The sequence below is a fragment of the Williamsia deligens genome, assembly GCF_024171765.1.
Lineage (GTDB): Bacteria > Actinomycetota > Actinomycetes > Mycobacteriales > Mycobacteriaceae > Williamsia_A > Williamsia_A deligens.
On record NZ_JAMTCI010000004.1, the window covers coordinates 73897 to 100364 of the forward strand.

The window sequence follows — 26468 nt, forward strand, 5'->3', positions numbered from 1 at the left end:
CTACGCCGGGGTCTGGACCTCGGCGAGACGGTCGCGCACCCAGGCCACCACCGTCGTGGCGGCGGGATCGTCGGTCAACGAGATCAGGGCGGTCGGGCGATCCCCGCGCACGGCGGCGGCGTCCCGCTCCATCACCGACAGGTCCGCACCCACCATCGGCGCGAGGTCGGTCTTGTTCACGACCAGCAGGTCGGAGAAGGTGACCCCCGGACCACCCTTGCGGGGCACCTTGTCACCGCCGGCGACGTCGATCACGAAGATCTGGACGTCGATCAGGCCGGTGGAGAAGGTCGCGGTCAGGTTGTCACCCCCGGACTCGACGAGGATCAGGTCCAACGGCGGGTTCTCGGCGACCAGGTCGTCGATGGCGTCGAGGTTCGCGGTGATGTCGTCCCGGATGGCGGTGTGCGGGCAACCACCCGTCTGCACCGCGGTGATGCGCTCGTCGGGCAGGACGGCGTTGCGACGCAGGAAGTCCGCGTCCTCCGTCGTGTAGATGTCGTTGGTCAGCACGGCCACCGACAGCTCCTCGCGGAGCTGACGGCACAGCGCCGCCACCAGCGCCGTCTTCCCGGATCCGACCGGCCCGCCGATGCCGACGCGCAACGCCTCCCCCGGCTGACGGGCACGGCGCGGGCGGTCGGGGGCGTGGGAGTGGGGCTGGCCGTCGATCAGATGCGGGGGCACTGGGGGCACCGTCCTCGTCTGCACACCGCGGTGTGCTCGTGATGGGTTGCGGTCGTGGGGATCACGACGCGAAGAGGGGCATGTCGCGACGTTCGTGACGTTCGGCGAGGACGTCGTAGATCGGGTCCGAGAGGTCGGCGAGCTCGGACGCGGCGGCTGCGGCCACGCTCTCGCACAGCGGCGCCAGGTCCATGGTGATCATCGTGACGTCGGCCGGGTCGAGGGCGAGGAGTCGTTGACCGGCTGTCGCCGAGCCGGTCATGGCGGTGTAGACGTGCACCACCGCGACGTCGTGTCCGGACATCCCGCACAGCCCACCGACCGTGCCGGCGATGACGGGCAGATGGGTTCGCGGCAGGTGATCGGCGAAATCGTGACCGTGCCAGCGCCGGCGGGCCAGACGCAGCATCCCGCGACCCTGGGCGTACGACGCGGCCCGCGCCGCCGACGACGGGGTGCGGGCGTCGGTTTCGCACTGCGCCGCAGCGGGATGCAGTCGACCATCGGCCACCGCGGCGGCGACGGACGCGGCGACCAGCGCGCCGGTGGCGACCCGTCGTCGCAGATAGACCTCGAGACCGGCGGCGTCGACGACGAGACGGTCGGCGATCGCCTGCTCGACCCCGCCGGAGTGCACGTGGCCCCCGACCGGCAACCGTGAGTCGGCGAGGGTCAGCAGCATCGCGAGGGTTCCGGCGGGGTGCGCGGACGGCGTCGTGGCGGGCACGTCAGAACAGGAAATAGCGTTGGGCCATGGGCAGACTGGCCGCCGGCTGCTCGGTCCAGACCTCCCCGTCGATGCGCACGGTGAAGGTGTCGGGGTCGACGACGATCTCCGGGGTCGCGTCGTTGAGGGGCATGTCGGCCTTGCCGACCGACCGGACGGTTCTCACCGCAGCGAGGCGGCGCCGGACGCCGAGCCGCTCGGCGAGTCCGTCGTCGAGGGCCTGCTGCGCGACGAAGGTCAGCGACGTCGCCGCGGCGACGGGGGGCGCCGCCCCGAACATCGGCCTGTTGAGGACCGGTTGCGGGGTCGGGATGGAGGCGTTCGCGTCACCCATCGCGGCCCAGGCGATGGCACCACCCTTGACCACCACGTGCGGGCGGACGCCGAAGAACGCCGGGTCCCACAGCACGAGGTCGGCGAGTTTGCCCACCTCCACCGAGCCGATCTCGTGGTCGAGACCGTGGGCGACAGCCGGGCAGATCGTGTACTTCGCGACGTACCGCCGAGCGCGGTTGTTGTCGGCGGCGGAGTCACCGGGCAGGCTGCCGCGCCGGTTCTTCATGACGTGGGCGGTCTGCCAGGTGCGCAGGACCACCTCACCGATGCGTCCCATCGCCTGCGCGTCCGAACCGATCATCGAGATGGCGCCCATGTCGTGCAGCAGGTCCTCGGCGGCGATCGTCGACGGTCGGATACGGCTCTCGGCGAACGCGAGATCCTCGGGGACGCTGGGGTTGAGGTGGTGACACACCATCAGCATGTCGAGGTGCTCGTCGAGGGTGTTGACGGTGTGCGGCCGTGTCGGGTTGGTCGAACTCGGCAGCACGTTGGGGTGGCTCGCGACGGTGATGATGTCGGGTGCGTGCCCGCCGCCGGCGCCTTCCGTGTGGTAGGCGTGGATCCCTCGACCACCGATCGCGGCCAGTGTCTGTTCGACGTATCCCGCCTCGTTGAGGGTGTCGGAGTGCAGCGCCACCTGCACCCCGGTCTCGTCGGCGACGCGCAGGCAGGCGTCGATCGCGGCGGGGGTGCTCCCCCAGTCCTCGTGCACCTTGAAACCCGATGCGCCCGCGCGGATCTGCTCGTACATGGCGTCGGCTCCGGTGGTGTTCCCCTTGCCGAGCAACGCGATGTTCAACGGCCAGTGGTCGGTCGCCGCGATCATGGAGGCGAGATGCCAGGCGCCGGGGGTGACCGTCGTGGCCTTGCTCCCCTCGGCCGGGCCCGTGCCGCCACCGATGAGTGTGGTGACACCGTTGCTCAACGCCTCGTCCATGATCTGCGGGCAGATGAAGTGGACGTGGCAGTCGATCGCACCGGCGGTGACGATCTTGCCGTTCCCGGCGATGATCTCGGTGTTCGGCCCGATGACGAGATTCGGGTGGACGCCGTCCATGGTGTCGGGGTTCCCGGCCTTGCCGAGAGCGACGATGCGTCCGTCCCGGATCCCCAGGTCCGCCTTGACGATCCCCCAGTGGTCGAGGACGACGACGCCGGTGATGACCGTGTCCGGGGTGCCGTCGGCGCGCGATGCACGCGACTGGCCCATCGACTCACGGATGACCTTCCCGCCACCGAAGACGGCCTCCTCGCCGGCGAGACCCGGTCCGCCGCAGCGGTCCTCGGTGATCTCGATGAGGAGGTCGGTGTCGGCCAGACGGATCCGGTCACCCACCGTAGGCCCGAACAGTTGCGCGTACCGGTCGCGACCCAGCGAGCTCATCGGTCCAGAGCCCCGGGCGCGTCGAGCGAGAGTCCCGGGACGATGCGGGCGCCGGCGATCGGGACCAGGGCGACGGTCATCTCGATGCCCGGCTCGAACCGCACCGCGGTACCCGCCGGGATGTCGAGGCGACGTCCGTGGGCGGCCTCGCGGTCGAACCGGAGGGCGGCGTTCGCCTGGGGGAAGTGGTAGTGACTGCCCACCTGGACGGGCCGGTCGCCACCGTTGACCACCGCCATCTCGAGGACGTCCGCCCCCGCGTTGATCTCGATGTCCCCGGCCGCGCAGAGGATCTCGCCGGGGATCACGAGATCGGCTCGTGGACGGTGACGAGCTTGGTCCCGTCGGGGAAGGTGGCCTCCACCTGGACGTCGTGGATCATCTCGGGCACCCCGTCCATCACGTCGTCACGGGCGAGGACCTCGCGGCCGCTCGTCATCAGTTCGGCCACCGACCGGCCGTCGCGGGCGCCCTCGAGGACGTGGTCGGTGATGACCGCGATCGCCTCGGGGTGGTTCAGCCGGAGGCCGCGACCCTGTCGACGACGCGCGAGTTCGGCTGCGTAGGAGATCATCAGCCGTTCCTGCTCATGCGGCGTCAGCTGCATCGCGCCCCTCCTGCCCGCCGACGGGCCCGCCGGGTGTCGACATCGTGCCACGCACCCCCGCACCCCGTCGCGGCGAACGCCCCCGCCGTGGAGGTGTCAGCGCGCGGGCTGGTCCAGGTTCTGCAGACGGACACGGCCCTGCGCGATGAGTCGGCCGTCGCCGTCGGTGATGTCGACCTGCCAGAGCTGCTGGGAACGGCCCCGGTGGATCGGGACGGCCTGGCCGGTGACCTCCCCCTCGCTGACGGCGCGCAGGAAGTCGGTGGAGTTGTTCACCCCGACGACGCGGGGCGGCAGTCCCTGGTCTGCCAGCCACTGCGCGGCCGACATGCTCGCGAGGCTCTCGACCAGCGCACAGTGCACGCCGCCGTGGACGATGCCGAACGGCTGGTGGTGGCCGGGTGCGACGGTGAACGAAGCGCGGGAACCGTCACCGCTGACCACGTCGTACCGGAAACCCAGCTCGCCGTCGAGGCCGGCACCGATGAGGCTGTCGTCGATCGCATCACTCATGGTCGAAGACTAGCCACCCTCCCGGTCCGTCCACCCGCGAGACAGCGACAGGCCCCGCGCCGGGTGGCGCGGGGCCTGTCGTGGCGTGGACCGGGGGTCTCTGCAGCCCTCAGGACGCTCGCGCGGTCCGACGTGATGATGAAGGTAGGCTATCCTTACCAACATGGTCAAGCGGTTCCCGGACACAGGCGGCTCGGTCCGTGATGTCGGACAACCTGTACGGATGGGCGGAGCGCGACGCGCACGTCCGGTCGGTAGAGTCAAGAGGATGAGCGGATTGGGCGACCTCGAGCGTGCGGTCATGGACAACCTGTGGTCCAGCGACACCCCGCTGACCGTGCGACAGGTGCACGCCGCGCTCTCCCATGACCGGGATCTGGCCTACACCACCGTGATGACGGTGCTGCAGCGCCTGGCCAAGAAGAACCTCGTCACCCAGATCCGCGACGACCGCGCCCACCAGTACTCCCCCACGCACCCGCGCGAGGACCTCGTCGCCAGCCTCATGGTCGACGCCCTCAGCGAGGCCGACGAGTCGACATCCCGCCACGCTGCCCTGGTGTCCTTCGTCGGACGCGTCGGCGCCGACGAGGCGGCGGCGCTCCGCCGCGCACTCGACGAGCTGGAAGCGGCCCGTGGGGACTCCGACCGCTCCTGATCTCGACCTCCACGATCGCCGATCCGTGACGGTCCGGCGGGTATCGTGGGACGTGCTCGACAAGCAGGGTCGAGTTGATCTGACCCCTCGTCCGGCACCGACCGGACGACGTCGACACCGCAGTGAGGACGCCCGATGACCGCCGCGCTGTTCGGGCTGATGGCCGTGGTCCTGGCGGGACCCGTCGCCGAACGCCTGTCGCGAGCCTCCTGGCCCCTGCACGCCCCGCGTGCGGCGATGGCCCTCTGGCAGGCGATCGCCGTGGCGGCCGTGTTGTCCGCGTTCAGCTGTGGACTGGCCATCGCGGCGAACCTGCTGGTCCCCGGCCCCGACGGTCGACCGACCACCAACCCCCTCGACGAGATCAACTCGCTCGGGATCGTGCTGTGGTCGGTGTACGTCGGCGTCTTCCTGCTCACGCTCTTCATCGGCGCCCGCCTGATGTACACGGTGGTGCGCGTGGGCGTCCGGACGCGGGCGCGCCGTGCCGCGCACCGCACCCTCATCGATCTGCTGGACCGCCTCGACCGCCGCGACTGCGACGGTGCGCTGCGAGCCCGCGACGTCCGCATGCTGGCCGTCGAGCAGCCCATCGCCTACTGCCTGCCCGGCCTGCGGCAGCGCGTGGTCCTCAGCGAGGGCGTGATCGCCCGGTTGTCGCACGACGAACTCGAGGCGGTCATCACCCATGAGCGAGCCCACCTGCGCGCTCGCCACGACCTCGTGCTCGAGGCGTTCATCGCCGTGCACAACGCGTTCCCCCGGTTCATCCGCAGTCGCTCGGCGCTCGGGGCCGTGCAGCTCCTCGTCGAGGTCCTCGCCGACGATCACGCCGTCCGCGCGACCGGCCCCACACCGCTCGGACGTGCCCTGGTGGCCTGCGCGGACTCCGTCGCGCCGCGCGGCGCGCTCGCCGTGGGCGGGCCGACCACCCTCACCCGCGTGCGTCGCCTGACCCGCGACAGCCCGGCGCGGTGGCCGTCTGTCGCGGCCTACGCGGCCGCCGCGGGCATCCTCGTCCTGCCGACGCTGGCGGTCGCCATCCCCTGGCTGACGGAGCTGACCCGTCTCGTCACGGCGTGACCGCGACGACCAACGACGTCCTCGCGTACTGCCCGGCGTGTTCAGGTCATAGGCTGGGGTCATGACACAGAGCTCCCCCGGCGACTCCACGACCACCGCGCGCGCACAGATCGGCGTCACCGGCCTGGCCGTCATGGGGTCGAACATCGCCCGCAACCTCGCCCGCCACGGGCACACGGTCGCCCTCCACAACCGCACCACGGCGAAGACGGATGCTCTGCTCGAGAAGCACGGCGACGACGGCGATTTCGTGCGGACCGAGACGATGGAGGAGTTCGTCGCCGCGCTGGAGAAGCCGCGACGGGTGCTGATCATGGTCAAGGCCGGCGATCCGACCGACGCCGTGATCCACGAACTGGCCGACCTCATGGAGGACGGCGACGTCATCATCGACGGCGGCAACTCGCTCTACACCGACACGATCCGCCGCGAGAAGGAGATGAGCGAGCGCAACCTGAACTTCGTCGGCGCCGGCATCTCCGGCGGCGAGGTCGGGGCGCTCGAGGGTCCGTCGATCATGCCGGGTGGGCCGAAGGAGGCCTACGACTCGCTCGGACCCCTGCTGGAGTCCATCTCCGCACACGTCGACGGTGAACCCTGCTGCACGCACATCGGTCCCGACGGCTCCGGCCATTTCGTGAAGATGGTGCACAACGGCATCGAGTACGCCGACATGCAGCTCATCGGCGAGGCCTACGACCTGCTGCGTCGCGCGCTGGGGCTGTCGGTGGAGCAGATCGCGGACGTCTTCCGCGACTGGAACTCGGGCGACCTGGAGAGCTACCTCGTCGAGATCACCGCCGAGGTCCTGTCGCAGACCGACGCCGAGACCGGCAAGCCGCTGGTCGACGTCATCGTCGACGCCGCCGGCCAGAAGGGCACCGGACGCTGGACCGTGAAGTCCGCCCTCGACCTCGGTGTCCCCGTCACCGGGATCGGTGAGGCCGTGTTCGCCCGCGCACTGTCCAGCGAGCTGGAGCAGCGCGCGGCGGCTACCGGACTCAAGGCCGGCACGATCGGCGAGAAGCCCACCGACACCGAGTCGTTCGTCTCCGACGTCCGCGCGGCGCTGTACGCCTCGAAGGTCATCGCCTACGCGCAGGGATTCGACCAGATCGCCGCGGGCAGCGAGGAGTACGGCTGGGACCTGCACCCCGGTGCCATGGCCACCATCTGGCGCGGCGGCTGCATCATCCGCGCACAGTTCCTCAACCGCATCCGCGACGCCTACGACGAGGACCCGGACCTGAAGAGCCTGCTGCTGGCGCCGTACTTCCGCGACGCCGTCGAGGAGGGCGTGGAGAGCTGGCGACGCGTCGTCACCACCGCGGCGGGGCTGGGCATCCCGGTGCCGGCCTTCGCGTCGTCGCTGTCGTACTACGACGGTCTCCGGTCCGAGCGTCTGCCCGCCGCCCTCACCCAGGGTCTGCGCGACTTCTTCGGCGCACACACCTACCAGCGCGTCGACAAGGAGGGCACGTTCCACACACTGTGGAGCGAGGACCGCTCCGAGGTGGAGGCCTGAGACACCGCCGTGCGATTCCTCGACGGACACCAGGTCACCACCGACCTCACCTATGACGACGTCTTCGTCGTGCCCGGGCGCAGCGACGTCGCCTCCCGGTTCGACGTCGACCTGACCACCACCGACGGCTCCGGCGCCACCATCCCGATCGTCGTCGCGAACATGACGGCCGTGGCGGGCAAGCGGATGGCGGAGACGGTGGCCCGTCGGGGCGGGATCGTCGTCCTGCCGCAGGACCTGCCGGCCGCGGCGGCGGCGGAGTCCATCGCGACGGTCAAGAGCCGCGATCTCGTCGCCGACACACCGGTCACCCTCGGGCCGGACGACGCCGTCTCCGACGCCCTCGCGTTGATGCCCAAGCGGTCACACGGGGCGGTCGTCGTCGTCGACGGCGAGGGCCGCGCGCTGGGCGTGGTGACCGAGGCGGCGTGCACCGGCGTCGACCGCTTCGCCCGGCTGTCGGACATCCTCGATCCCGCGATCGTCACGCTCCCGATCGACACCGATCCCCGCAAGGTCTTCGACGCCCTCTCCGACCAGCACCTGGGTCTGGCGGTGCTCACCGCACCCGACGGCACGATGGTCGGCGTGCTCACGCGAACCGGCGCGGTCCGCGCGGGCATCTACACGCCCAACACCGACGGTCACGGGCGGCTGCGGGTGGCGGCGGCGATCGGCATCAACGGCGACGTGGCCGGCAAGGCCGCGGCGCTCGCCCGCGCCGGTGCCGACCTGCTCGTCGTCGACACCGCCCACGGCCATCAGGAGAAGATGATCGCCGCCGTGCGGGCCGTGGCGGGCGCCGATCTGGGTCTGCCGATCGCGGCGGGAAACGTGGTGTCCGCGCAGGGCACCACCGATCTCCTCGACGCGGGCGCGACCATCATCAAGGTGGGCGTCGGACCCGGTGCCATGTGCACCACGCGCATGATGACCGGCGTCGGTCGACCCCAGTTCTCCGCCATCGCCGAGTGTGCGGCGGTCGCCCGAGCCCGTGGCGCGCACGTCTGGGCCGACGGCGGCGTCCGTCATCCCCGCGACGTCGCGCTGGCCCTGGCCGCGGGTGCGTCGAACGTCATGATCGGGTCCTGGTTCGCCGGCACCCACGAGTCGCCGGGGGACCTGCACCACGACACGACGGGCCGCGCCTACAAGGAGAGCTTCGGGATGGCGTCGAAGCGGGCGGTCGCCGCGCGCACCGCCGGCGACAGCGGCTTCGACAGGGCGCGCAAGGGCCTGTTCGAGGAGGGCATCTCGAGCTCACGCATCCTGCTCGACCCGACTCGTCCCGGGGTCGAGGACCTCCTCGACCACATCTGCTCCGGTGTGCGCAGCACCGCCACCTACGTGGGCGCCCGCACCCTCGACGAGCTCCACGAGCGCGTCGTCCTGGGGGTGCAGTCGGCGGCCGGATTCGCCGAGGGGCGCCCGCTGCCGACCGGGTGGTGACGATGACGCAGACACTGATCATCGTCGGCAGCCTCGCGGGCTTCATCGCCCTCACGCTGGGCACGGCGCTGTTCGTCGCGGCGGAGTTCTCCCTCACCGCGCTCGAGCGGTCCACCGTCGACTCCGATCTCCACAACCGCGACGACCGACGGGCGCGACAGGTCGCCCGGGCACACCGCACGCTGTCGTTCCAGCTGTCGGGTGCACAGCTCGGCATCACCATCACCACGCTGGTCACCGGGTACATCGCCGAGCCCGTCCTGGCCCAGCTGTTCGGTCCCGCACTCGAGGCCGCCGGTGTCGGTGACGACCTCACCGACGTGCTGTCGATCGTCGCCGCGCTCGTCGTGGCGACGTCGTTGTCGATGGTCCTCGGTGAGCTGATCCCGAAGAACGCGGCCATCGCACGGCCTCTGCCCACCGCGCGGGCGACCGCCGGACCGATGGTGGCGTTCTCGTCGATCTTCTCGTGGGCCATCCGCGGCACCAACGGGACCGCGAACTGGGTGGTGCGCCGCCTGGGCATCGAGCCCGCCGAGGAGTTGCGCTCGGCACGGTCGCCCGAGGAACTGGGCTCGCTCGTGCGCAACTCCGCGCGGGAGGGGTCGCTCGACCAGAGCACGGCCATCCTGGTCGGGCGATCGCTGCGGTTCGGCGAGCGGACCGCCGAGGAACTGATGACCCCGCGGTCCACCGTCGAGGCCCTCGACGAGACCGCCGACGTCCGCGATCTCATCGTCGCCGCGTCGCAGACCGGCTTCTCCCGGTTCCCCGTCGTCGTCGACGGCGACCTCGACAACATCCGCGGGTTCGTCCACATCAAACAGGCGTTCACCCTGCCGGTGTCGGCCCGTCAGACGACGTCCCTCGGCGACATCGCCCGCGCGGTACCCGTCGTCCCCGACAGCCTCGACGGGGACACGCTCATGGCGCGCATCCGCGGCGACGGGATGCAGGTGGCCGTCGTCATCGACGAGTACGGGGGCACCGCGGGGATCGTGACCACCGAGGACCTGATCGAGGAGATCGTCGGCGACGTGACCGACGAGCACGACGACGAGCAGGCCGACGTGCAGCGATCCGACGACGGGTGGATCTGTTCGGGGCTGCTGCGCATCGACGAACTCGCCGCGGCGACCGGGTACCACGCCCCCGACGGTGACTACGACACCCTCGGTGGACTCGTGGTCGCCCTGCTGGGGCGGATCGCCGCGGAGGGTGACGTGGTCCCCCTCCCCGAGCGTCACGAGGGCGAGGACGACGCCGGACCCGACCCGGTGCCGGTGGAGCCGCGATGGCGGGCACGGGTCGTGCGGATGGACGGTCGGCGGGTCGACGCGGTGGCCATCTCCGCCATCGACCCCGACGCGCTCCCCGACACCGATGCGGACGGGGAGGTCGACGCATGAGCGACGGGGTGGGTGTCCTCCTGGCGGTGCTGCTGCTCGCCGGCAACGCGTTCTTCGTGGCCGCGGAGTTCTCCCTTATCTCGGCGCGGCGCGACCGTCTGGAGACGCTGGTCGACCAGGGCAAACGCCGGGCGCGCACCGTCATCCGCGCGGGTCAGGACCTGTCGTTGATGCTGGCCGGCGCGCAGCTGGGCATCACCGTGTGTTCGATCCTGCTGGGTCGCGTCGGCGAGCCGGCCGTCGCCCATCTCATCGAGGCGCCGATGGACCTGCTCGGGGTCCCGGAGGCACTGCTGCACCCCATCGGCTTCGCCATCGCGCTGATCCTGGTCGTCGCGCTGCACATCCTGCTCGGTGAGATGGTGCCCAAGAACATCGCCCTGGCCGGTCCCGAACGGTCGGCCATGCTGCTCGTCCCGGTGCACCTGGCCTGGATCCGGCTGGCGAAACCCTTCATCGCGTTCTACAACCTGGCCGCGAACCTGTCGTTGCGCGTGCTGCGCATCCAGCCCCGCGACGAGCTGGACGCGACGGTCTCCGCGGGTGAACTGGCCGAGATGATCGGCGAGTCGCGGGAGGAGGGCCTGCTCGACGCCGAGGAGCACGACAGGTTGAGCCGCGCGTTGCGGAACTCCGCGCGCACGGTGTCCGAGGTGGCGATCCCGCTGTCGGACCTGCGCAGCGTGCGCGCCGCGGCCGATCCCGTCACGGGTCGGTCCGGTCCGACCCTCGGCTCGATCGAACGCGCGGTCTCCGAGACGGGGTTCTCCCGCTTCCCGGTGCGTGGCGCCGACGGCACCTACACCGGTTACCTGCACCTCAAGGACGTGCTCGACGAGATCCTCGACGACAGCGTCGGCCCGGACACCGTCATCGGCGCCGACACCATCCGACCGCTGCCGGTGATCTCCGGGGACACTTCCCTCGACGAGGCGACCGCGGCGCTGCGACGCACGAGCGCCCACCTGGGCACCGTCGTCGACAGCAACGGCCGGACGACCGGTGTGGTGGCGCTCGAGGACCTCGTGGAGGAGTTCGTCGGCACCGTCCGCGACGAGACCCACCGGATATGACCACCGCGCCCACCGCCGTCGTCGCCCGCACGATGGGCGTCGACGAGTGGTCGGCCGCCCAGACGGCCCATGCCGCACGCGTCGATGCCCTCCTCGACGACCACCCGCGGCGCCTGCCGGACGGCACCGAGCACCCCGTGTGGGGGTTCCTCTTCCGCTACTACAACCACAGACCCGCCCGCCTGCGACGGTGGCACCCCGGACACGGTGTCGCGCTGTCCGGGCGTCCCCCGCACGTCGACCGGCCGCACTACCTGCTCGACGGGGACGCGATCGTCGTCGACCCCGATCACCTCGAGGCCCGACGGCCGACCGTCGAGTACGTCGCGGCGCTCCTGCGCGCGACGGCCGGGCGGTCCGCCCGCCTGAACTGCTTCGGTCTGCACGAGTGGGCCATGGTCTACCGCGAACCCGACGGTCGCCGGCACGGCACGCCGCTGCGACTGACGCCGGCCCAGACCGATGCCGTGGTCGAGGAGCGCGGACTCCGCTGCACCCACTTCGACGCGTTCCGGTTCTTCACCGGTGGCGCGGCCGATCGCAACGCACAACCGCTGTCGCGGGCACGTCAGGTCGCCACCGAGCAGCCCGGCTGCATGCACGCGGGCATGGACCTCTACAAGTGGGCGGCCAAACTCGAGGTGCTGGTCGGGTCGGCGGTGGTGATCGATGCGCTCGACCTCGCCTTCGCGCTGCGCGAGCTCGACATGCGGGCGAGCCCCTACGACCTGGGCGATCTGGGGTTCGCCGCGATCGCCGTGGAGACCGCGCGTGGGCGGGCGGAGTACGTCGCCCGCCAGCGCGAACTGGCCGAACGTGCGTCGGGGATCCGTGCCGCGCTGCTCGATCGGTGCGACTCCCTGCTGCTGACGGCCACCGTGGGCAGCTCGTTTCCTACCGCTGAGTAGGATCAGTGCCCGGATCGAAACGAACGAAAGAGGAGACATGAGCGAACGCGTCACCGTCGGCGGAGTGCAGGTCGCCGGCGTCCTGCACGACTTCATCACCTCCGAGGCCCTCCCCGGCACCGGTGTCGACGCCGACGCGTTCTGGGACGGCGTGGGCCGCATCATCACCGACCTCGCGCCCCGAAACCGGGAGCTGCTCGGCGTCCGCGACGACCTGCAGGCCAAGATCGACGACTGGCACCACCAGAACAGCGAGATCGACCCGGGCGCCTACAAGGCGTTCCTGCAGGAGATCGGCTACCTCGTCCCGGTGCCCGAGGACTTCCAGATCGCCACCAGCGGTGTCGACACCGAGATCACCAGCACCGCGGGCCCGCAGCTCGTCGTGCCCGTGCTCAACGCCCGCTTCGCGCTGAACGCCTCCAACGCCCGCTGGGGATCGCTGTACGACGCGCTCTACGGCACCGACGTCATCCCCGAGTCGGACGGTGCCGAGAAGGGCACGTCCTACAACAAGGTCCGCGGCGACAAGGTCATCGCCTACGCCAAGGACTTCCTCGACGGGGCCGTCCCGCTGGAGGACGCGAAGTGGGCCGACGTCACCGGGCTCGCCGTCGACGGATCGACGCTCGCGATCACCACGTCGTCCGGGTCCACGTCGCTCGCCGACCCGTCCGCGTTCGTCGGATACCTCGGCGACGCCGGGACCCCCACCGGGATCCTGCTGCGCCACAACGGCCTGCACCTCGAGGTCCAGGTCGACGCCGACTCCCCGATCGGGTCGACCGACCCGGCGGGCATCAAGGACGTGCTCGTCGAGTCCGCGATCACCACGATCATGGACTTCGAGGACTCGGTCGCCGCCGTCGACGCCGACGACAAGGTGCTCGGGTACCGCAACTGGCTGGGACTGAACAAGGGCGATCTGGCCGAGGAGGTCAGCAAGGGCGGCAAGACCTTCACCCGGACCCTGAACCCCGACCGCGTCTACAGCACACCGCAGGGTGGCGAACTGACGCTGCCGGGCCGGTCACTGCTCTTCGTCCGCAACGTCGGTCACCTGATGACCAACGACGCGATCGTCACCGCCGACGGTGCCGAGGTGCCCGAGGGCATCCTCGACGCCGTCTTCACCTCGCTGATCGGCATCCACGGGATGAGCGGCGCCGGGAGCGAAGCGAGCGGGCCTGGTGTCACGCCAGTCGGCCTGCAGAACTCGCGCACGGGGTCGATCTACATCGTCAAGCCGAAGATGCACGGGCCCGACGAAGTCGCGTTCACCGTCGAGCTGTTCGGTCGGGTCGAGGAGCTCCTCGGCCTGCCCGCGAACACGATCAAGGTCGGCATCATGGACGAGGAGCGCCGCACCACGGTGAACCTCAAGGCCTGCATCAAGGCCGCGGCGGATCGGGTCGTGTTCATCAACACCGGCTTCCTCGACCGCACCGGCGACGAGATCCACACCTCGATGGAGGCCGGCGCCGTCATCCGCAAGGCGGAGATGAAGTCGCAGACCTGGATCAAGGCCTACGAGGACTCGAACGTCGACATCGGCCTGCACGCCGGCCTCGCGCACCACGCGCAGATCGGCAAGGGCATGTGGGCCATGCCCGACCTCATGGCCGACATGATCGAGCAGAAGATCGGTCACCCCAAGTCGGGTGCGACCACCGCGTGGGTCCCGTCCCCGACGGCCGCGACGCTGCACGCCCTGCACTACCACCAGGTCGACGTGTTCGAGCGTCAGGGCGAGATCGCCAAGCGCGACCCTGCCCCCGTCGACGACATCCTGCAGATCCCGCTCGCCACGGACACCAACTGGTCCGACGAGGAGCGCAAGCAGGAGCTCGACAACAACTGCCAGTCGATCCTGGGCTACGTCGTCCGCTGGATCGATCAGGGCGTCGGGTGCTCGAAGGTGCCCGACATCCACGACGTCGCGCTCATGGAGGACCGTGCGACGCTGCGGATCTCGAGTCAGCTGCTGGCGAACTGGGTCCGCCACGGGATCATCACCGAGGACCAGGTCGTCGAGTCGCTGCAGCGGATGGCCGCGGTCGTCGACGAGCAGAACTCGGGCGACAAGTCCTACCGCCCCATGGCGCCGGACTTCGACTCCAGCATCGCCTTCCAGGCGGCCAGGGAGCTGATCCTGTCGGGTACCTCGCAGCCCAGCGGTTACACCGAGCCGATCCTGCATCGGCGCCGCCGGGAGTACAAGGCCGCCAACGCCTGAGATGTAGGACATGGCCCGGCACCGCACGGACACATCGCGACGCCGCGGCGTCAGCCGGGGGCTGACGCTGTCGGTGCTCGCGATCGTGATCGTCGCGGTGCTGGTCGTGGTCTGGATACTCCTCGGACGCAGTCTCCGAGACGATGCGGGGCAGGCGGCGCGATCGTGCGTCGAGGGGCCCGAGACCGTGTCGGTCGTCGCCGACGCCGACATCGCCGAGCCGCTGTCCGCGATCGCCGCCGCCTACAACGCGACGAGACCCGTCGTCCGCGACAGGTGCATCACCGTCTCGGTCCGTCCGGTCGACCCGAAGACGACCCTCGACGGCCTGACCGGCACCTGGGACACCGCGTCGATGGGCGCCTACCCGGCCGCGTGGGTCCCGGCGTCGTCGGTGTGGAGCGCGCAACTCCTCACGGCGCGGTCGTCCGTCGTCGACGGTGACCCCGAGTCGCTGGTGTCGTCCCCCGTCGTCCTCGCCGTGGCACCCGAGCTGGCGCGGGCGGCCGCCGGGAAGCTGTCGTGGATCGACCTGGCCACGCTGGCACGCGACGACAACTCGTTGAGCCGGTTCGGGCTCACCGGGTGGGGATCGCTGCGCTTGGCGATGCCGGCGGGTCCGCAGACCGACGCCACGGTGCTCGCCGCGCAGGCCGTCGCCACGGAGGTGAGTCGGGTCGGCACCGCAGGGCTCACCGTCGACGACGCCCGCTCCGCACAGGTCACCTCGACCGTCGGTGCGCTGAAGTCGTCCGCGCCGACATCGACCGACGGCAGCGCCACCCGGACGCTGCCGTCCGTGGCAGGCACCGATCCGGCCCGCGCACCGGTACACGCGGTACCGATCACCGAGCAGGCGCTGTATGCGGCGACACGGTCGGGATCCCCGTCCGTGGTCGAGCTCGTCCCGACAGGCGCGACACCCTCGGCCGACCATCCCGTCGTCGACCTCACCGGACCGGAGGTGTCCGCCGCGGCCGCGGAGACGGTCACGGCGTTCTTCCGCTTCGCGCGGATGCCCGACCAGCTGCGGTCACTGACCCGGCTCGGGTTCCGCGGTGCGGCCGAGCAGGCCGCACCGACCGGCGCGGTCACCTTCCCCGCGATCGACACCCCGATGCCCGCCGGCGACCCGGCCGCCGTGGCCGAGATCGCGCGGCAGGTCTACTCCGCCCGCTGATCCTGCGGTTCAGGCCTCGCTGAACGCGCTGATCGGCGGGCAGCTGCACACCAGGTTGCGGTCGCCGTAGACGCCGTCGATGCGACGGACCGACGGCCACACCTTGTCCCGTGCACCCGCCGACGGGCGGCCGTTCGGGAACGCCGCCTGCTCGCGGGTGTAGGGGTGCTCCCACTCCGACACCAGGCACTCCGAGGTGTGCGGAGCCCCGCGCAGCGGGTTGTCGTCGACGGTGAACGTGCCGTCGGCGACCTGGTCGATCTCGCCCTTGATCGACACCATCGCCTCGCAGAAGGCGTCGATCTCGTCGAGGTTCTCGCTCTCGGTCGGCTCCACCATGAGGGTCCCGCTGACCGGGAAGCTCATCGTCGGCGCGTGGAACCCGTAGTCCGCCAACCGCTTCGCGACATCGTCGACGGTGACGCCCGTCGTCTTGGTGATCGGACGCAGGTCCAAGATGCATTCGTGGGCGACCCACCCGTTCTCGCCGGTGTACAGCACCGGGAAGTGGTCGGCGAGACGCCGGGCGATGTAGTTGGCCGACGCGATGGCGGTGAGCGTCGCCCGACGCAGTCCCTGTGCACCCATCATGCGGATGTAGGCGTAGGTGATCGGCAGGATCGACGCCGACCCGTAGGGCGCGGCGGAGATCGTCATCGACCCCGGCAGCGCGTCCTCCAGCGGATGGCCGGGCAGGAAGTCCGCGAGGTGTTCCCGGACACCGATCGGGCCGACGCCCGGTCCCCCGCCGCCGTGCGGGATGCAGAACGTCTTGTGCAGGTTCAGGTGGCTGACGTCGCCACCGAACTTGCCGGGCCGGGCCACGCCGACGAGCGCGTTCAGGTTCGCGCCGTCGACGTAGACCTGGCCGCCGGCGTCGTGCACGGCACCGCAGATCTCGGCCACCTCGTGCTCGAACACCCCGTGGGTGGACGGGTAGGTGATCATGATCGCCGCCAGCGACTCGGCGTGGGTGGCGATCTTCTCCTTGAGGTCCGCGGTGTCCACGTCGCCGTTGGCGCGGCACGCGACCACCACGACGCGCATCCCGGCCATCACGGCCGACGCGGCGTTGGTGCCGTGCGCGCTCGACGGGATGAGGCAGATGTCGCGGTTCTCGTCCCCACGGCTGAGGTGGTACTTGCGGATCGCCAGCAGACCGGCGTACTCCCCCTGCGAACCGGCGTTGGGCTGCAGGCTGATCCGGTCGTAGCCGGTGATGTCGGCGAGCCAGTGCTCGAGACGCTCGATCATGGTCCGCATGCCGACGGTGTCCTCGGCCGGCGCGAACGGGTGCAGGTTCGCGATGCCGGGCCAGGTGATCGGCTCCATCTCGGCGGCGGCGTTGAGCTTCATGGTGCACGAGCCCAGCGGGATCATGCTGCGGTCGAGCGCGATGTCCTTGTCGGACAGGCGACGCAGGTAGCGCAGCATCGACGTCTCGGTGCGGTAGCGGTGGAACGCCGGGTGCGTCAGGAATTCGGTGGTGCGCTCGGGACCGGGTGCGGGAACACCGCTGTCGGATCCCGCGGCACCCTCGACCCCGAAGGCGGCGAGGACTCCCGCGACGTGCTCGGCGGTGGTGGTCTCGTCGCACGCGATCCCGACGTGGTCGGCGTCGACACGGCGCAGGTTGATCCCCGCGTCCCGCTTGGCCGCCTCGATGATCTCGTCCGCGCGACCGGGCACCCGTGCGAGCACGGTGTCGAAAAAGGTGTCGTGGACGATCTCGACACCACCGTCGCCCAGTCGTGCAGCGATGCCGGCGGCGTGGGCGTGCGCGCGCCGGGCGATCGCGGTGAGGCCGTCGGGCCCGTGGTAGCTCGCGTACATCGCGGCGAGCACGGCGAGGAGCACCTGTGCGGTGCAGATGTTGCTGGTCGCCTTCTCGCGGCGGATGTGCTGTTCACGGGTCTGCAGCGACAGGCGGTACGCGAGGTTGCCGTCGGCGTCCTTGGACACACCGACGAGCCGGCCCGGCAGCTGACGTGCATGTGCGGTGCGCACCGCGAGATACCCGGCGTGGGGGCCCCCGTAGCCCATCGGGACGCCGAAGCGCTGGGTGGTTCCGAAGCAGGTGTCCGCGCCCTGCTCACCGGGCGGGGTGATCAGGGTGAGCGCCAGCAGGTCGGCGCCGACCGCGACGAGCGCGTCCCGCTCGTGGGCGGCGGCGATGATCGGTGCGAGGTCCACGACGCGACCCGATGCGCCCGGGACCTGGGTCAGGACGCCGAAGAAGTCACCGTCGGGCAGGCCCTCGGTGAGATCGGTGCGCACCACCTCGATCCCCAGCGGCTCCGCGCGCGTCTCGATCACCGCGAGGGTCTGCGGGAAGACGTCGGAGTCGACGACGAACCGCGGGGACTTGTTCTTGGTGGCCCGCCGCAGGAGCGTCATGGCCTCGGCGGCGGCGGTGCCCTCGTCGAGCATGGACGCGTTGGCGACGTCCATGCCGGTCAGGTCGGAGACCATCGTCTGGAAGTTGAGGAGCGCCTCGAGGCGTCCCTGGCTGATCTCGGGCTGGTAGGGCGTGTACGCGGTGTACCAGGCGGGGTTCTCGATGATCGAGCGGCGCAGGACGGCCGGGGTGTGGGTGCCGTGGTAGCCGAGGCCGATCATCGACACCGCTGCGGTGTTCTGCGACGTCAGTGCGGCGAGCTCGGCGAGCGCCTCCACCTCGGTGGCCGCGGGGGGCAGGGACTCGAGCCCGGTGGCGTCCGCGGCGTCGGCGATCGACGACGGCACCACCCGGGTCGCGAGATCCTCGAGGGTGTCGACACCCAGAGCGCTCAGGATGCGGTCGAGGTCATGCGCGTCGGGACCGATGTGGCGATCGGCGAAGACGTCGGAACTGAACTGCTCGGACACGGGTGGGACCTCCCCTGGGTGTGGCCGACGGCGACGCCGGACACCAGCTGGTCCTCCCCCTCTGTCCTGCCCGGTCGAGACGGGCGCCTGAGAGATTGAGCCGCGGAGAGCGGCCTTTCACCGTGGGCGGACGACGCGGGGCGTCGTCACTTTCCAGAGACGTCGGGGGGCGACACGGTCCTGGGTGCCTGAGAGATTGACGGAGAGGTGTTGCTCCTTCGGCGGTCTCGACCGATCGGGTCGGGACGCTCTCCCATGCCGCTGCGACGTAGGGGCGAGTTTACCCCGTGCGACGTGCGCGGGTCTTCCGGCGGGCGGCGAGCTCGTCCTCGGGGGCGGTCTCGCTGACCGCGCCGTCGGCCCGTTCACCCGGGAAGTCGGCGATCGTGCCCGACAGTTCCCGCATCGCGCCGGCCACGGCGATCCCGAACACGCCCTGACCACCCTGCAGGAGGTCGACGACCTCTTCGGCCGACGTGCACTCGTAGACCGTGGTGCCGTCGGAGAAGAGGGTGATGCGCGCCAGGTCCTCCACGCCGCGCTGGCGCAGGTGGTCGACGGCGACGCGGATGTTCTGCAGCGAGATGCCGGTGTCCAGCAGTCGCTTCACGATCTTCAGGACCAGGATGTCCTTGAATGAGTACAGGCGCTGGCTGCCGCTGCCCGCCGCACCGCGGATGGACGGCACGACCAGGGAGGTTCGGGCCCAGTAGTCGAGCTGACGGTAGGTGATCCCGGCGATCTGGCAGGCGCTGGGCACCCGGTAGCCGACGAGTTCGTCGGGGACGGTGTCATTGGGGAACACCCCCGGGGCGATGTCGTCCAGGGTGCCCTGCTGCGGCCGCTGCAGCGCGTCCGGCCGGGGCGGGGCGACGACGTCGCCGGAGTCGGGGCCCTGCGTGTGTGGCTCGTCGCCCACGGCGTGCTCCTGGAGATGCTGGGGTCGGTCGCTCGGTGTGTCTGAGTGGCCGGATGGCAGAACACCATCGATGCAACTCAGGGTACCCCTGTGACCCGACCCTGGGTGGCGTCCCGCGTTTCGCGGGAATCGAGGTCGACGGTATGGGCACCGACCGGGCCGATCAACGCGACTCGCCCGCGTCAGAACCCTCGATCTGAGGTACAGGGTGAACCGTGACCCCGGGGAGACGCTTCCGTGATCAAGCCCCGCCTGATGCCTTGAAGTCGTCGGGCGAGATGGTGTCGAGGAACTCCTTGAACTTCTCCACCTCGTCCTCCTTGACCTCCTCGGAGTCCGCGGACTCCTCGTCGGGGATGATCAGGCCGGCCTCGGTGAGCACGCCCTCCTCGGCGATGATCGGGACCTCGGCGCGCATCGCGACCGCGACGGCATCCGACGGTCGCGCGGAGACACGGACCTCGCCGGTGAAGATCATCTCGGCGTAGAAGGTGCCCTCCTGCATGTCGACGATGCGCACCTCGACCAGTTCCTGGCCGAAGGCCGTCACGAGGTTGACGATCAGATCGTGCGTGAGCGGACGGGGCGGCTCGACACCCTTCTGCTTCAGCGCGATCGACGCGGCCTCGCTCTGGCCGATCCAGATCGGCAGGTAGCGGTCGCCGTCCACCTCGCGGAGGAGCAACACGGGCTGACCCTGCGGGGGTTCCACGCGGATCCCGACGACGTGCATCTCTCCCATGGTCACTCCCACCTGACGGGGGTCGCCTCATGGCCCGGCGACCTGATGTACGACACCGACCGGCGGAGTGAGGACACCACACCGGCCGGTCACGATCGACGCTACACCCCGCGCTGCGGTGGGACTCGGCGTCGAGAAGGGGCCGACGGGTCAGTCGAGGGCGTCGCGCACAGCGGCTTTCACCAGCTGGGTGTGCAGCGTCACGGTCAGGGCCGCGACCTCCCGGGTGAGCTCCTCGGCACGGTCGCGGGCGCCCGCACCCTTGCTCTTCGCGATGGGGTTGGCGATCTGGGCGACCAGGCCCGCCTCGCGGTCCGCGGACACCTTGAAGGCGCGCAGGTGCCGCGCCTCGAGTCCGTAGTCGGCCAGTGCCGCGGCCGCCTCGACGAGACGGACGGCGTCCTCGTCGAAGAAGCCGCCGGGTCCGGCGGTCAGCAGGCCGGCCGAGAGCAGTTCGGCCACGAACGCACCGTCTGCGCCGGTCCGCTCGACGAGGGACTCCCGTGACACGCGTCCACCGGAGCTCTCGAAGTCCATGGCCGGCGCGACCCACGACCGTGCCGAGGACAGCAGGCGCGGCGTACCCGGGTCGACGCGCTCACCGCGGTCGATCGAGTCGAGCTGATCCTTGATCACCTTCAGCGGCAGATACCTGTCGCGCTGTGCGGTGAGGACGAATCGCAACCGCTCACAGTCGTCGGAGGTGAACCGGCGGTATCCCGACGGGGACCGTTCGGGGGTGATGAGCCCTTCCGCCTCGAGGAAGCGGATCTTGGAGATGGTGACGTCCGGGAAGTCCGGCCGGAGTCGGTCCAGGACGGCGCCGATGGACATCGACCCCTCCTGCGGACCCGACCTCGCGCGCGACTCCGGACGGTCGGCCCCGCCACCCGTTGATGGCGCGGTCACCGGCCGTTACCCGGCCGCCGACGATCCGTCGCCGGAGGGCCCGCTGAGGAAGACCAGACGGAACTTGCCGATCTGGACCTCGTCACCGTTGGCCAGCACGGCCGAGTCGACCGGTTCGCGGTTGACGTAGGTGCCGTTCAGGCTGCCCACGTCGACCACCTGGAACTCGCTCTCGGCGAGACGGAACTCGGCGTGACGCCGGCTCACGGTCACGTCGTCGAGGAAGATGTCGCTGTCGGGATGACGACCCGCGGACGTGGTCGTCTGGTCGAGGAGGAAGCGGGATCCCGCATTCGGTCCCCGCTTCACCACCAGCAGCGCGGTTCCGGGCGACAGGCGCTCGACAGCGGCCTCGGCGGTGTCGGTCGTCGTCCCGGCGGTCGCGTCGAGTTCCTTGATGAAATCGGCGCGGAAGACCGACGTCGTCTCCACGGGCGCGTCGTAGTCCTTCTCGTTGTCGCTCACCAACCACTCCTTCTCGAGTCTGTCGTGCCCCCTCGGGGGGCAGGTCGCGCGTGTGCGATCGACGGTGACGACGTCGATCGCGGATGTCCGCCACATGGTGTCCCCGGCGGTGGCCGGCGGGGACACACGCCGCCGTCGGGGACGGCGTGCGCGAGGGTCCACCGGGGTCCGCTCTGCCCATGTGACCGTACCCTGCCGGGCGGTCAGCACATCAGCTGTCGATCACCTTGCGGTAGGCGTCCGCGTCGAGCAGGTCGGCGAGGACCGCGTCGAGATCCGTGCCGTCGGCGACGTCGATCTCGATGAGCCAGCCGTCGCCGTAGGGCGAGGAGTTCACCAGCTCGGGTGTGCCGTCGAGGGCGTCGTTGGCCGCGGCCACCGAACCGGCCAACGGGCCGTAGATGTCGGAGACGCTCTTGGTCGACTCGACCTCGGCGAACGACTCCCCCGCGGTGACCTCGTCGTCCACGGCGGGCAGCTGCACGAACACGACGTCACCCAGTTGATCCTGGGCGTACGCGGTGATCCCTACCCGGACCCGACCCGGGGCGACCTGCTCGATCCACTCGTGTTCGACGGTGTACCGCAGGTTTTCGGGGACATCGATCTCGCTCACGCCGTGAACCCTATCGTGCCCGTGGCACCTGTCGGACCACGAGCGCCACCTGCCACCAGTACTGCGCGAACGACCACACGTACATCCCCGCGCCCCAGATGAGGAACGCCCAGCCGATGGGGTGCAGGACGTCGCCGAGCACGTTGTCGATCTGTCCCCCGAGCACGAACGGGAAGCCGTACATGAGGGAGAACGTCGCCGCCTTGCCGACGTAGGTGGTCGGCAGGGCCGTCAGTCCGCGGGTGCGCAGGATCGGCACCGCGAGCAGCAACAACAGGTCTCGGCCGAGGAGGATCCCGATGATCCACCAGGGCACGATGTCCCGCAGACCCAGGCAGATCGGGATGACGATCATGTAGAGACGATCGGCCGCGGGGTCCAGGAGAGCGCCCAGCGACGACGACTGATCCAACAGCCGGGCGAGCTTCCCGTCGGCCCAGTCGGACGCACCCGACACCAGCAGGAGCACGAACGACCACCCGTAGGCGTGCTCGAACACCAACAGCCACACGAAGACCGGGACCAGGACCAGTCGCATCAGACTCAGTGCGTTCGGGACGGTCACGATCCGGTCGGTCATGACCGGCTCGGCCGATCGGGGTGCGCTGGTGGAGCCGTCGGGGTCCATCGGGTCAGCCTGTCACATCGAAGACGCGACGACGCCGACAGCGGTAAGCCCCGGGGCCGGTCGTCAGCGGAAGACGCCGATGATGCCCTGCAGCGTCTTGGCGCCGCCGGACGCGAACGGGTTGTCGTGCACCATGTACGTCCACGTCGTGGTGGAGCGCCGCAGGTCGGCACCGTCGAGGTCGACGCCGTCCGCGGTGATCGTGGCCTCGCGGAACGTGGTGCGCGCCTTGTCCACCGCGTCACCCGGCAGCGACGCGAACGCGTCGAGGATGAGCTTGTGGAACTCGTCGAGGGGGCTCTGCCGCCCGATGGAGCGCAGGTGGATGCTCGCGCGGACGTCGGCGACGAAGGCGAGGTGATCGGCCCATGCGCGATCGAGGTGGTAGAGCGCGATCTCCCGCGCCGCCTGCACCAGGACCTCGCGCGGCACCGGCTCGGTCGCGACGGCGACGGTGGAGGTGGTGGCCTCCTCCGACGGTGCGCTGTCGTCGTCGGACGAGGCGCTGTCGGCCGTGTCCGGGGACGCCTTCGCCGCGGCCGTCGCGGTGCCCGTCAGCTCGGCGTAGCGCTCGGGCTCGCTCTTCTCCAACTCCTCGAGGGCGATCTCGGTGGTCAGCACCTCCATGCGCCGCTTCACGACGATCTCGCGCTGCTGGTTGACGAGCTTGTTGTAGCGCCAGGTGTTGGCGTGGAGCTCGAGCATGATGCCCTCGGCGACACGCTGCGCCTGCTCGATGAGCTCGACGCCCTTGTCCCCCATGGACCCGTCCTCGTTCTCGGACTCGGGATCGCGCTTGAAGGACAGGTTCTTGGTGACCACCGGGTCCTGCAAGCTGGAGAAGAACACCGAGCGACCCGGATCCCCCTGACGGCCCGCGCGACCGCGCAGCTGGTTGTCGAGGCGTTCGGTGTCGTGGCGACCGGTGCCGACCACACACAGCCCGCCGAGTTCGACGATCTGGTCACGGGCGCCGGTGGACTTCCCGTCCTTCTCGCCGCGGCTGCCGCCGAGCTTGATGTCGGTGCCACGACCGGCCATCTGCGTGGACACGGTCACCGCGTCCAGCGCACCGGCCTCGGCGATGATCGCCGCCTCCTCCGCGTCGTTCTTCGCGTTGAGCACCACGGTGGACACGCCCGCCCGCTCGAGCAGGTAGGCGAGCTCCTCGGACTCGGCGACGTCGTGGGTGCCGATGAGCACCGGCTGCCCGGTCTCGTGGACCTCCTTGACGTACTGCACGACGGCCTCGGCCTTGTTGTGCTTGCTGTCGTAGACGCGGTCGGGCTCGTCGATGCGGATGTTGTCGGTGTTCGACGGGATCTGCGACACGGCCAGGTCGTAGAACTGCCGGAACTGTTCGCCGGCGGCGAGGGCCGTACCGGTCATCCCGCACACGGTGGGATAGCGGCCGATCAGCGCCTGCACGGTCATGGTGTCGATGACCTCGCCCGAATCGGTCTGCGCGAGGCCCTCTTTCATCTCGACGGCCGCCTGGAGGCCGTCGGGCCAGCGCTGGAGCTGGGCGACGCGACCACGCGAGGAGTTGATGAGGTGCACGCCGCCGTCGCGGACGATGTAGTGCACGTCGCGCTCGACGAGGATGTGCGCGTGCATCGCGATGTTGACGTGCACCAGCGTGGTGCCGACGTGCTCCTCGGAGTACAGGTCGATGTCACCGAGCTCGGCCTCGACGAACTCGGCACCCTCCTCGGTGAGGAAGACGTTGCGGCCCTCGGTGTCGATCTCGTAGTGGTTCTTGCGCAGCTTGGCGACCGTGTCGTGGATGACCTTGTCGGGCACCTCGCCGGTGGTCGCACCGGCGAGGATGAGCGGCACCAGGGCCTCGTCGACCAGGACCGAGTCGGCCTCGTCGATGATCGCCACGTCCGGCGTCGGGGACACCAGGTTCTCCTCGCGGGTGACCAGCTGGTCGCGCAGGACGTCGAAGCCGACCTCGTTCACCGATGCGTAGGTGATGTCGGCGGCGTATGCGGCGCGACGCTCCTCCCGCGTCGAGGACTCTGACACCGATCCCGAGGTGATGTCGAACAGGTCGAAGAGGGGCTTCATCCAGGCGGCGTCCCGCGTCGCGAGGTAGTCGTTGACGGAGATGACGTGGACCCGTCGGCCGAGCAGGACGTATCCGATCGCCGCGACGGCACCCGAGAGGGTCTTGCCCTCACCGGTGGCCATCTCGACGATGTCGGCCTCGAGGAGCCGCAGCGCGCCCTGCAGCTGCACGTCGAACGGACGCATGTCGAGCGAACGGTGGGCGCCCTCGCGGACCAGCGCGATGAACTTCGCGCGATCGGGGCCGGCGGGGTCGCCGATCTCCAGCTTCTCGGCCTCCGCGGCGAAGTCCTCGTCGGCCAGACCCGCCGCCCACTCGTCGTGGTCGGCCGCCTTCCCGATCAGCGCGACCGACTTCGACTGGTTGCGCGACGACTGCGCCCCCAGGACACGCCACATTCTGTTCGAGAGCTTGCCCACGTACTCGATCACTCCTCGTTCCGTGCGCGGGATCCTGCCCGCCCCGCGCCGACGACGCCCCCACGGTACGCGGGGACGGGTACTTCTCCGTGACGACTCAGCCGGCCGCGCGGAGACCGCTCACGCCGGGACCACCTCGTCGAGAAAGTCCACGTAGTCGGCCACGGCGGTCTCGAATGCGTCGCCCAGATAGATGTCGAAGTGGCCGACCGGGTAGCGCTTGACGACGGCGTTCGCCATCTTCTCCGCGTGCGCCACCGTCGCCGCCGCGGGCGCGACGGTGTCGGTGTCGCACACCGCGAACAGCACCGGGGTGGTCACCGCCCGGGCCGCCCTGCCGGGGCGTTCACGCGGGATCCGCAGCGCCACCGCGGCGGCGACCTCGTCGGGGAACGACATCCCCGGCGGCACCAGCGCGAGGTAGCCGTCGAGTGCGTCGTGGGAGTTCATCAGGGCGGTCTCGCCCGGACGGCCGGCGAGGGCGACCATCACCCGCGGTTTGCCGCGTGCCGCCGCGATGGTGTCGGCCAGCGCCCGTCCCATCACCGCCAGCGACGAGGACCCCATGCTCGCGCGCGCCGAGGCGATGCCGTCGGTGAACGGGCACTGGGCGATGACCGCCGCGATGCGCGGGTCCTGTGCGGCGATGGCGAGGACGTGCCCGCCGCCGAACGAGGACCCGAAGACGATGACCCGGTCGGGGTCGACATCCGGCAGCGAGCGTGCGTAGGCGATCGCCGCGTGCCAGTCCGCTCGCTGACGGTCCACGTCCAGCAGCTGGCGGGGTTCTCCGCCGCTGGCCCCGAAGTGGCGGTAGTCGAACGCCAGGGCGTGGTAGCCGGCGTCGACGAAACGTTCGGCGTAGGCGTCGAGTCGCATCTCCTTGACCGCTCCGAGCCCGTGGCCGAGCACCACGATCGGTCGGCGGTCCGACGATGCGGCGTCCCCGGCCGTGTCCGCCCGGTAGAGCCAGCCGACGCATCGGGCGTCACCCGACTCGAAGCCGATGTCCTCGCGGGGGTAGGGCTCGGGAGAGGGGGTCATGCGAGT

General features: G+C 70.3%; 24 protein-coding genes and 1 riboswitch. Of the genes, 9 read left to right on the forward strand and 15 right to left on the reverse strand.

Translation table 11 applies throughout. The features are described from left to right. From ureG to LX14_RS19200, 6 genes are all read right to left on the reverse strand, one after another. Entirely contained in the window at positions 1–687 is a 687-nt protein-coding gene (gene ureG, locus LX14_RS19175; RefSeq protein WP_253648984.1) for an urease accessory protein UreG, read from the reverse strand. 61 nt (positions 688–748) lie between these two features. Continuing rightward, on the reverse strand, positions 749–1369 hold the full coding sequence (locus LX14_RS19180; RefSeq protein ID WP_253649054.1) for an urease accessory protein UreF: 621 nt from the start codon (positions 1367–1369) through the stop codon (positions 749–751). A gap of 46 nt (positions 1370–1415) precedes the next feature. Continuing rightward, positions 1416–3137, reverse strand: a complete 1722-nt coding sequence (locus LX14_RS19185; RefSeq protein ID WP_253648985.1) for an urease subunit alpha — start codon at positions 3135–3137, stop codon at positions 1416–1418. Further along, positions 3134–3445, reverse strand: coding sequence for an urease subunit beta (locus LX14_RS19190; protein ID WP_253648986.1), 312 nt, complete (start codon positions 3443–3445; stop codon positions 3134–3136). The genes LX14_RS19185 and LX14_RS19190 overlap by 4 nt, the downstream gene beginning before the upstream one ends. Next, positions 3442–3744 (reverse strand): urease subunit gamma, encoded by a 303-nt coding sequence (locus LX14_RS19195; RefSeq protein ID WP_253648987.1) that lies wholly within the window; start codon positions 3742–3744, stop codon positions 3442–3444. Before LX14_RS19195 ends, LX14_RS19190 begins: the two co-directional genes overlap by 4 nt. 96 nt (positions 3745–3840) lie before the next feature. Continuing rightward, a complete protein-coding gene (locus LX14_RS19200; protein ID WP_253648988.1) occupies positions 3841–4257 on the reverse strand; it encodes a PaaI family thioesterase in 417 nt (138 codons plus the stop codon). 268 nt (positions 4258–4525) lie between these two features. On the opposite strand from LX14_RS19200, the gene LX14_RS19205 reads away from it, so the two are divergent. The 9 genes from LX14_RS19205 (at position 4526) to LX14_RS19245 (ending at position 15778) form a co-directional block, all read left to right on the forward strand. Then, positions 4526–4915, forward strand: a complete 390-nt coding sequence (locus LX14_RS19205; protein ID WP_253648989.1) for a BlaI/MecI/CopY family transcriptional regulator — start codon at positions 4526–4528, stop codon at positions 4913–4915. Between the two features lie 135 nt (positions 4916–5050). Next, positions 5051–5998, forward strand: a complete 948-nt coding sequence (locus LX14_RS19210; RefSeq protein ID WP_253648990.1) for a M56 family metallopeptidase — start codon at positions 5051–5053, stop codon at positions 5996–5998. Positions 5999–6059: 61 nt separating this feature from the next. Further along, positions 6060–7523, forward strand: a complete 1464-nt coding sequence (gene gnd, locus LX14_RS19215; protein ID WP_253648991.1) for an NADP-dependent phosphogluconate dehydrogenase — start codon at positions 6060–6062, stop codon at positions 7521–7523. 9 nt (positions 7524–7532) lie between these two features. Next, positions 7533–8972, forward strand: coding sequence for a GMP reductase (gene guaB1 / locus LX14_RS19220; RefSeq protein ID WP_253648992.1), 1440 nt, complete (start codon positions 7533–7535; stop codon positions 8970–8972). Positions 8973–8974: 2 nt separating this feature from the next. Then, positions 8975–10381 carry a hemolysin family protein gene (locus LX14_RS19225; protein ID WP_253648993.1) on the forward strand — a complete coding sequence of 469 codons (1407 nt, stop codon included), beginning with the start codon at positions 8975–8977 and terminating at the stop codon, positions 10379–10381. Then, entirely contained in the window at positions 10378–11454 is a 1077-nt protein-coding gene (locus LX14_RS19230; protein WP_253648994.1) for a hemolysin family protein, read from the forward strand. The genes LX14_RS19225 and LX14_RS19230 overlap by 4 nt, the downstream gene beginning before the upstream one ends. Beyond that, a complete protein-coding gene (locus tag LX14_RS19235) occupies positions 11451–12362 on the forward strand; it encodes a 3-methyladenine DNA glycosylase (protein WP_253648995.1) in 912 nt (303 codons plus the stop codon). Before LX14_RS19230 ends, LX14_RS19235 begins: the two co-directional genes overlap by 4 nt. A 37-nt stretch (positions 12363–12399) precedes the next feature. Next, a complete protein-coding gene (locus LX14_RS19240) occupies positions 12400–14598 on the forward strand; it encodes a malate synthase G (protein ID WP_253648996.1) in 2199 nt (732 codons plus the stop codon). Positions 14599–14608: 10 nt separating this feature from the next. Further along, complete coding sequence (locus LX14_RS19245; protein ID WP_253648997.1) at positions 14609–15778, forward strand: type 2 periplasmic-binding domain-containing protein; 1170 nt, start codon at positions 14609–14611, stop codon at positions 15776–15778. A 9-nt stretch (positions 15779–15787) separates the two neighbouring features. Here LX14_RS19245 and gcvP read toward each other — a convergent pair whose 3' ends face one another. The 9 genes from gcvP to LX14_RS19290 all read right to left on the reverse strand — a co-directional run bounded on the left by gcvP (position 15788) and on the right by LX14_RS19290 (position 26462). Continuing rightward, positions 15788–18646 (reverse strand): aminomethyl-transferring glycine dehydrogenase, encoded by a 2859-nt coding sequence (gene gcvP, locus LX14_RS19250; protein WP_253648998.1) that lies wholly within the window; start codon positions 18644–18646, stop codon positions 15788–15790. A 165-nt stretch (positions 18647–18811) separates the two neighbouring features. After that, a riboswitch (glycine riboswitch) is annotated at positions 18812–18912 on the reverse strand. A gap of 14 nt (positions 18913–18926) precedes the next feature. Then, positions 18927–19565, reverse strand: coding sequence for a MerR family transcriptional regulator (locus LX14_RS19255; protein ID WP_372505461.1), 639 nt, complete (start codon positions 19563–19565; stop codon positions 18927–18929). Between the two features lie 241 nt (positions 19566–19806). Next, a complete protein-coding gene (locus LX14_RS19260; RefSeq protein WP_253648999.1) occupies positions 19807–20307 on the reverse strand; it encodes a bifunctional nuclease family protein in 501 nt (166 codons plus the stop codon). Between the two features lie 150 nt (positions 20308–20457). Next, positions 20458–21141 (reverse strand): transcriptional regulator FtsR, encoded by a 684-nt coding sequence (ftsR, locus tag LX14_RS19265; RefSeq protein ID WP_253649000.1) that lies wholly within the window; start codon positions 21139–21141, stop codon positions 20458–20460. 81 nt (positions 21142–21222) lie between these two features. After that, complete coding sequence (gene garA / locus LX14_RS19270) at positions 21223–21681, reverse strand: glycogen accumulation regulator GarA (RefSeq protein ID WP_253649001.1); 459 nt, start codon at positions 21679–21681, stop codon at positions 21223–21225. A gap of 211 nt (positions 21682–21892) precedes the next feature. Continuing rightward, entirely contained in the window at positions 21893–22297 is a 405-nt protein-coding gene (gcvH, locus tag LX14_RS19275) for a glycine cleavage system protein GcvH (protein WP_253649002.1), read from the reverse strand. Positions 22298–22307: 10 nt separating this feature from the next. Continuing rightward, positions 22308–22925 (reverse strand): CDP-alcohol phosphatidyltransferase family protein, encoded by a 618-nt coding sequence (locus LX14_RS19280; protein WP_253649003.1) that lies wholly within the window; start codon positions 22923–22925, stop codon positions 22308–22310. A gap of 63 nt (positions 22926–22988) precedes the next feature. Beyond that, the gene (gene secA2 / locus LX14_RS19285; RefSeq protein ID WP_253649056.1) at positions 22989–25418 is read right to left on the reverse strand and encodes an accessory Sec system translocase SecA2; all 2430 of its coding nucleotides are present in this window, start codon (positions 25416–25418) and stop codon (positions 22989–22991) included. A gap of 120 nt (positions 25419–25538) precedes the next feature. Further along, positions 25539–26462: an alpha/beta hydrolase gene (locus LX14_RS19290; protein WP_253649004.1), complete on the reverse strand. Its 924-nt coding sequence runs from the start codon at positions 26460–26462 to the stop codon at positions 25539–25541. Positions 26463–26468 lie beyond the last annotated feature (6 nt).

Bases quoted from the DNA above. Each gene is read 5' to 3' on its own strand.
- LX14_RS19290 (WP_253649004.1), bottom strand. From the start codon at position 26,462: ATGACCCCCTCTCCCGAGCCCTACCCCCGCGAGGACATCGGCTTCGAG.
- LX14_RS19180 (WP_253649054.1), bottom strand. From the start codon at position 1,369: ATGCTGCTGACCCTCGCCGACTCACGGTTGCCGGTCGGGGGCCACGTG.
- LX14_RS19195 (WP_253648987.1), bottom strand. From the start codon at position 3,744: ATGCAGCTGACGCCGCATGAGCAGGAACGGCTGATGATCTCCTACGCA.
- gnd (WP_253648991.1), top strand. From the start codon at position 6,060: ATGACACAGAGCTCCCCCGGCGACTCCACGACCACCGCGCGCGCACAG.
- LX14_RS19225 (WP_253648993.1), top strand. From the start codon at position 8,975: ATGACGCAGACACTGATCATCGTCGGCAGCCTCGCGGGCTTCATCGCC.
- LX14_RS19185 (WP_253648985.1), bottom strand. From the start codon at position 3,137: ATGAGCTCGCTGGGTCGCGACCGGTACGCGCAACTGTTCGGGCCTACG.
- LX14_RS19240 (WP_253648996.1), top strand. From the start codon at position 12,400: ATGAGCGAACGCGTCACCGTCGGCGGAGTGCAGGTCGCCGGCGTCCTG.
- LX14_RS19245 (WP_253648997.1), top strand. From the start codon at position 14,609: ATGGCCCGGCACCGCACGGACACATCGCGACGCCGCGGCGTCAGCCGG.
- LX14_RS19205 (WP_253648989.1), top strand. From the start codon at position 4,526: ATGAGCGGATTGGGCGACCTCGAGCGTGCGGTCATGGACAACCTGTGG.
- LX14_RS19280 (WP_253649003.1), bottom strand. From the start codon at position 22,925: ATGGACCCCGACGGCTCCACCAGCGCACCCCGATCGGCCGAGCCGGTC.
- LX14_RS19230 (WP_253648994.1), top strand. From the start codon at position 10,378: ATGAGCGACGGGGTGGGTGTCCTCCTGGCGGTGCTGCTGCTCGCCGGC.
- LX14_RS19235 (WP_253648995.1), top strand. From the start codon at position 11,451: ATGACCACCGCGCCCACCGCCGTCGTCGCCCGCACGATGGGCGTCGAC.
- ftsR (WP_253649000.1), bottom strand. From the start codon at position 21,141: ATGTCCATCGGCGCCGTCCTGGACCGACTCCGGCCGGACTTCCCGGAC.
- LX14_RS19260 (WP_253648999.1), bottom strand. From the start codon at position 20,307: ATGGGAGAGATGCACGTCGTCGGGATCCGCGTGGAACCCCCGCAGGGT.
- LX14_RS19200 (WP_253648988.1), bottom strand. From the start codon at position 4,257: ATGAGTGATGCGATCGACGACAGCCTCATCGGTGCCGGCCTCGACGGC.
- LX14_RS19210 (WP_253648990.1), top strand. From the start codon at position 5,051: ATGACCGCCGCGCTGTTCGGGCTGATGGCCGTGGTCCTGGCGGGACCC.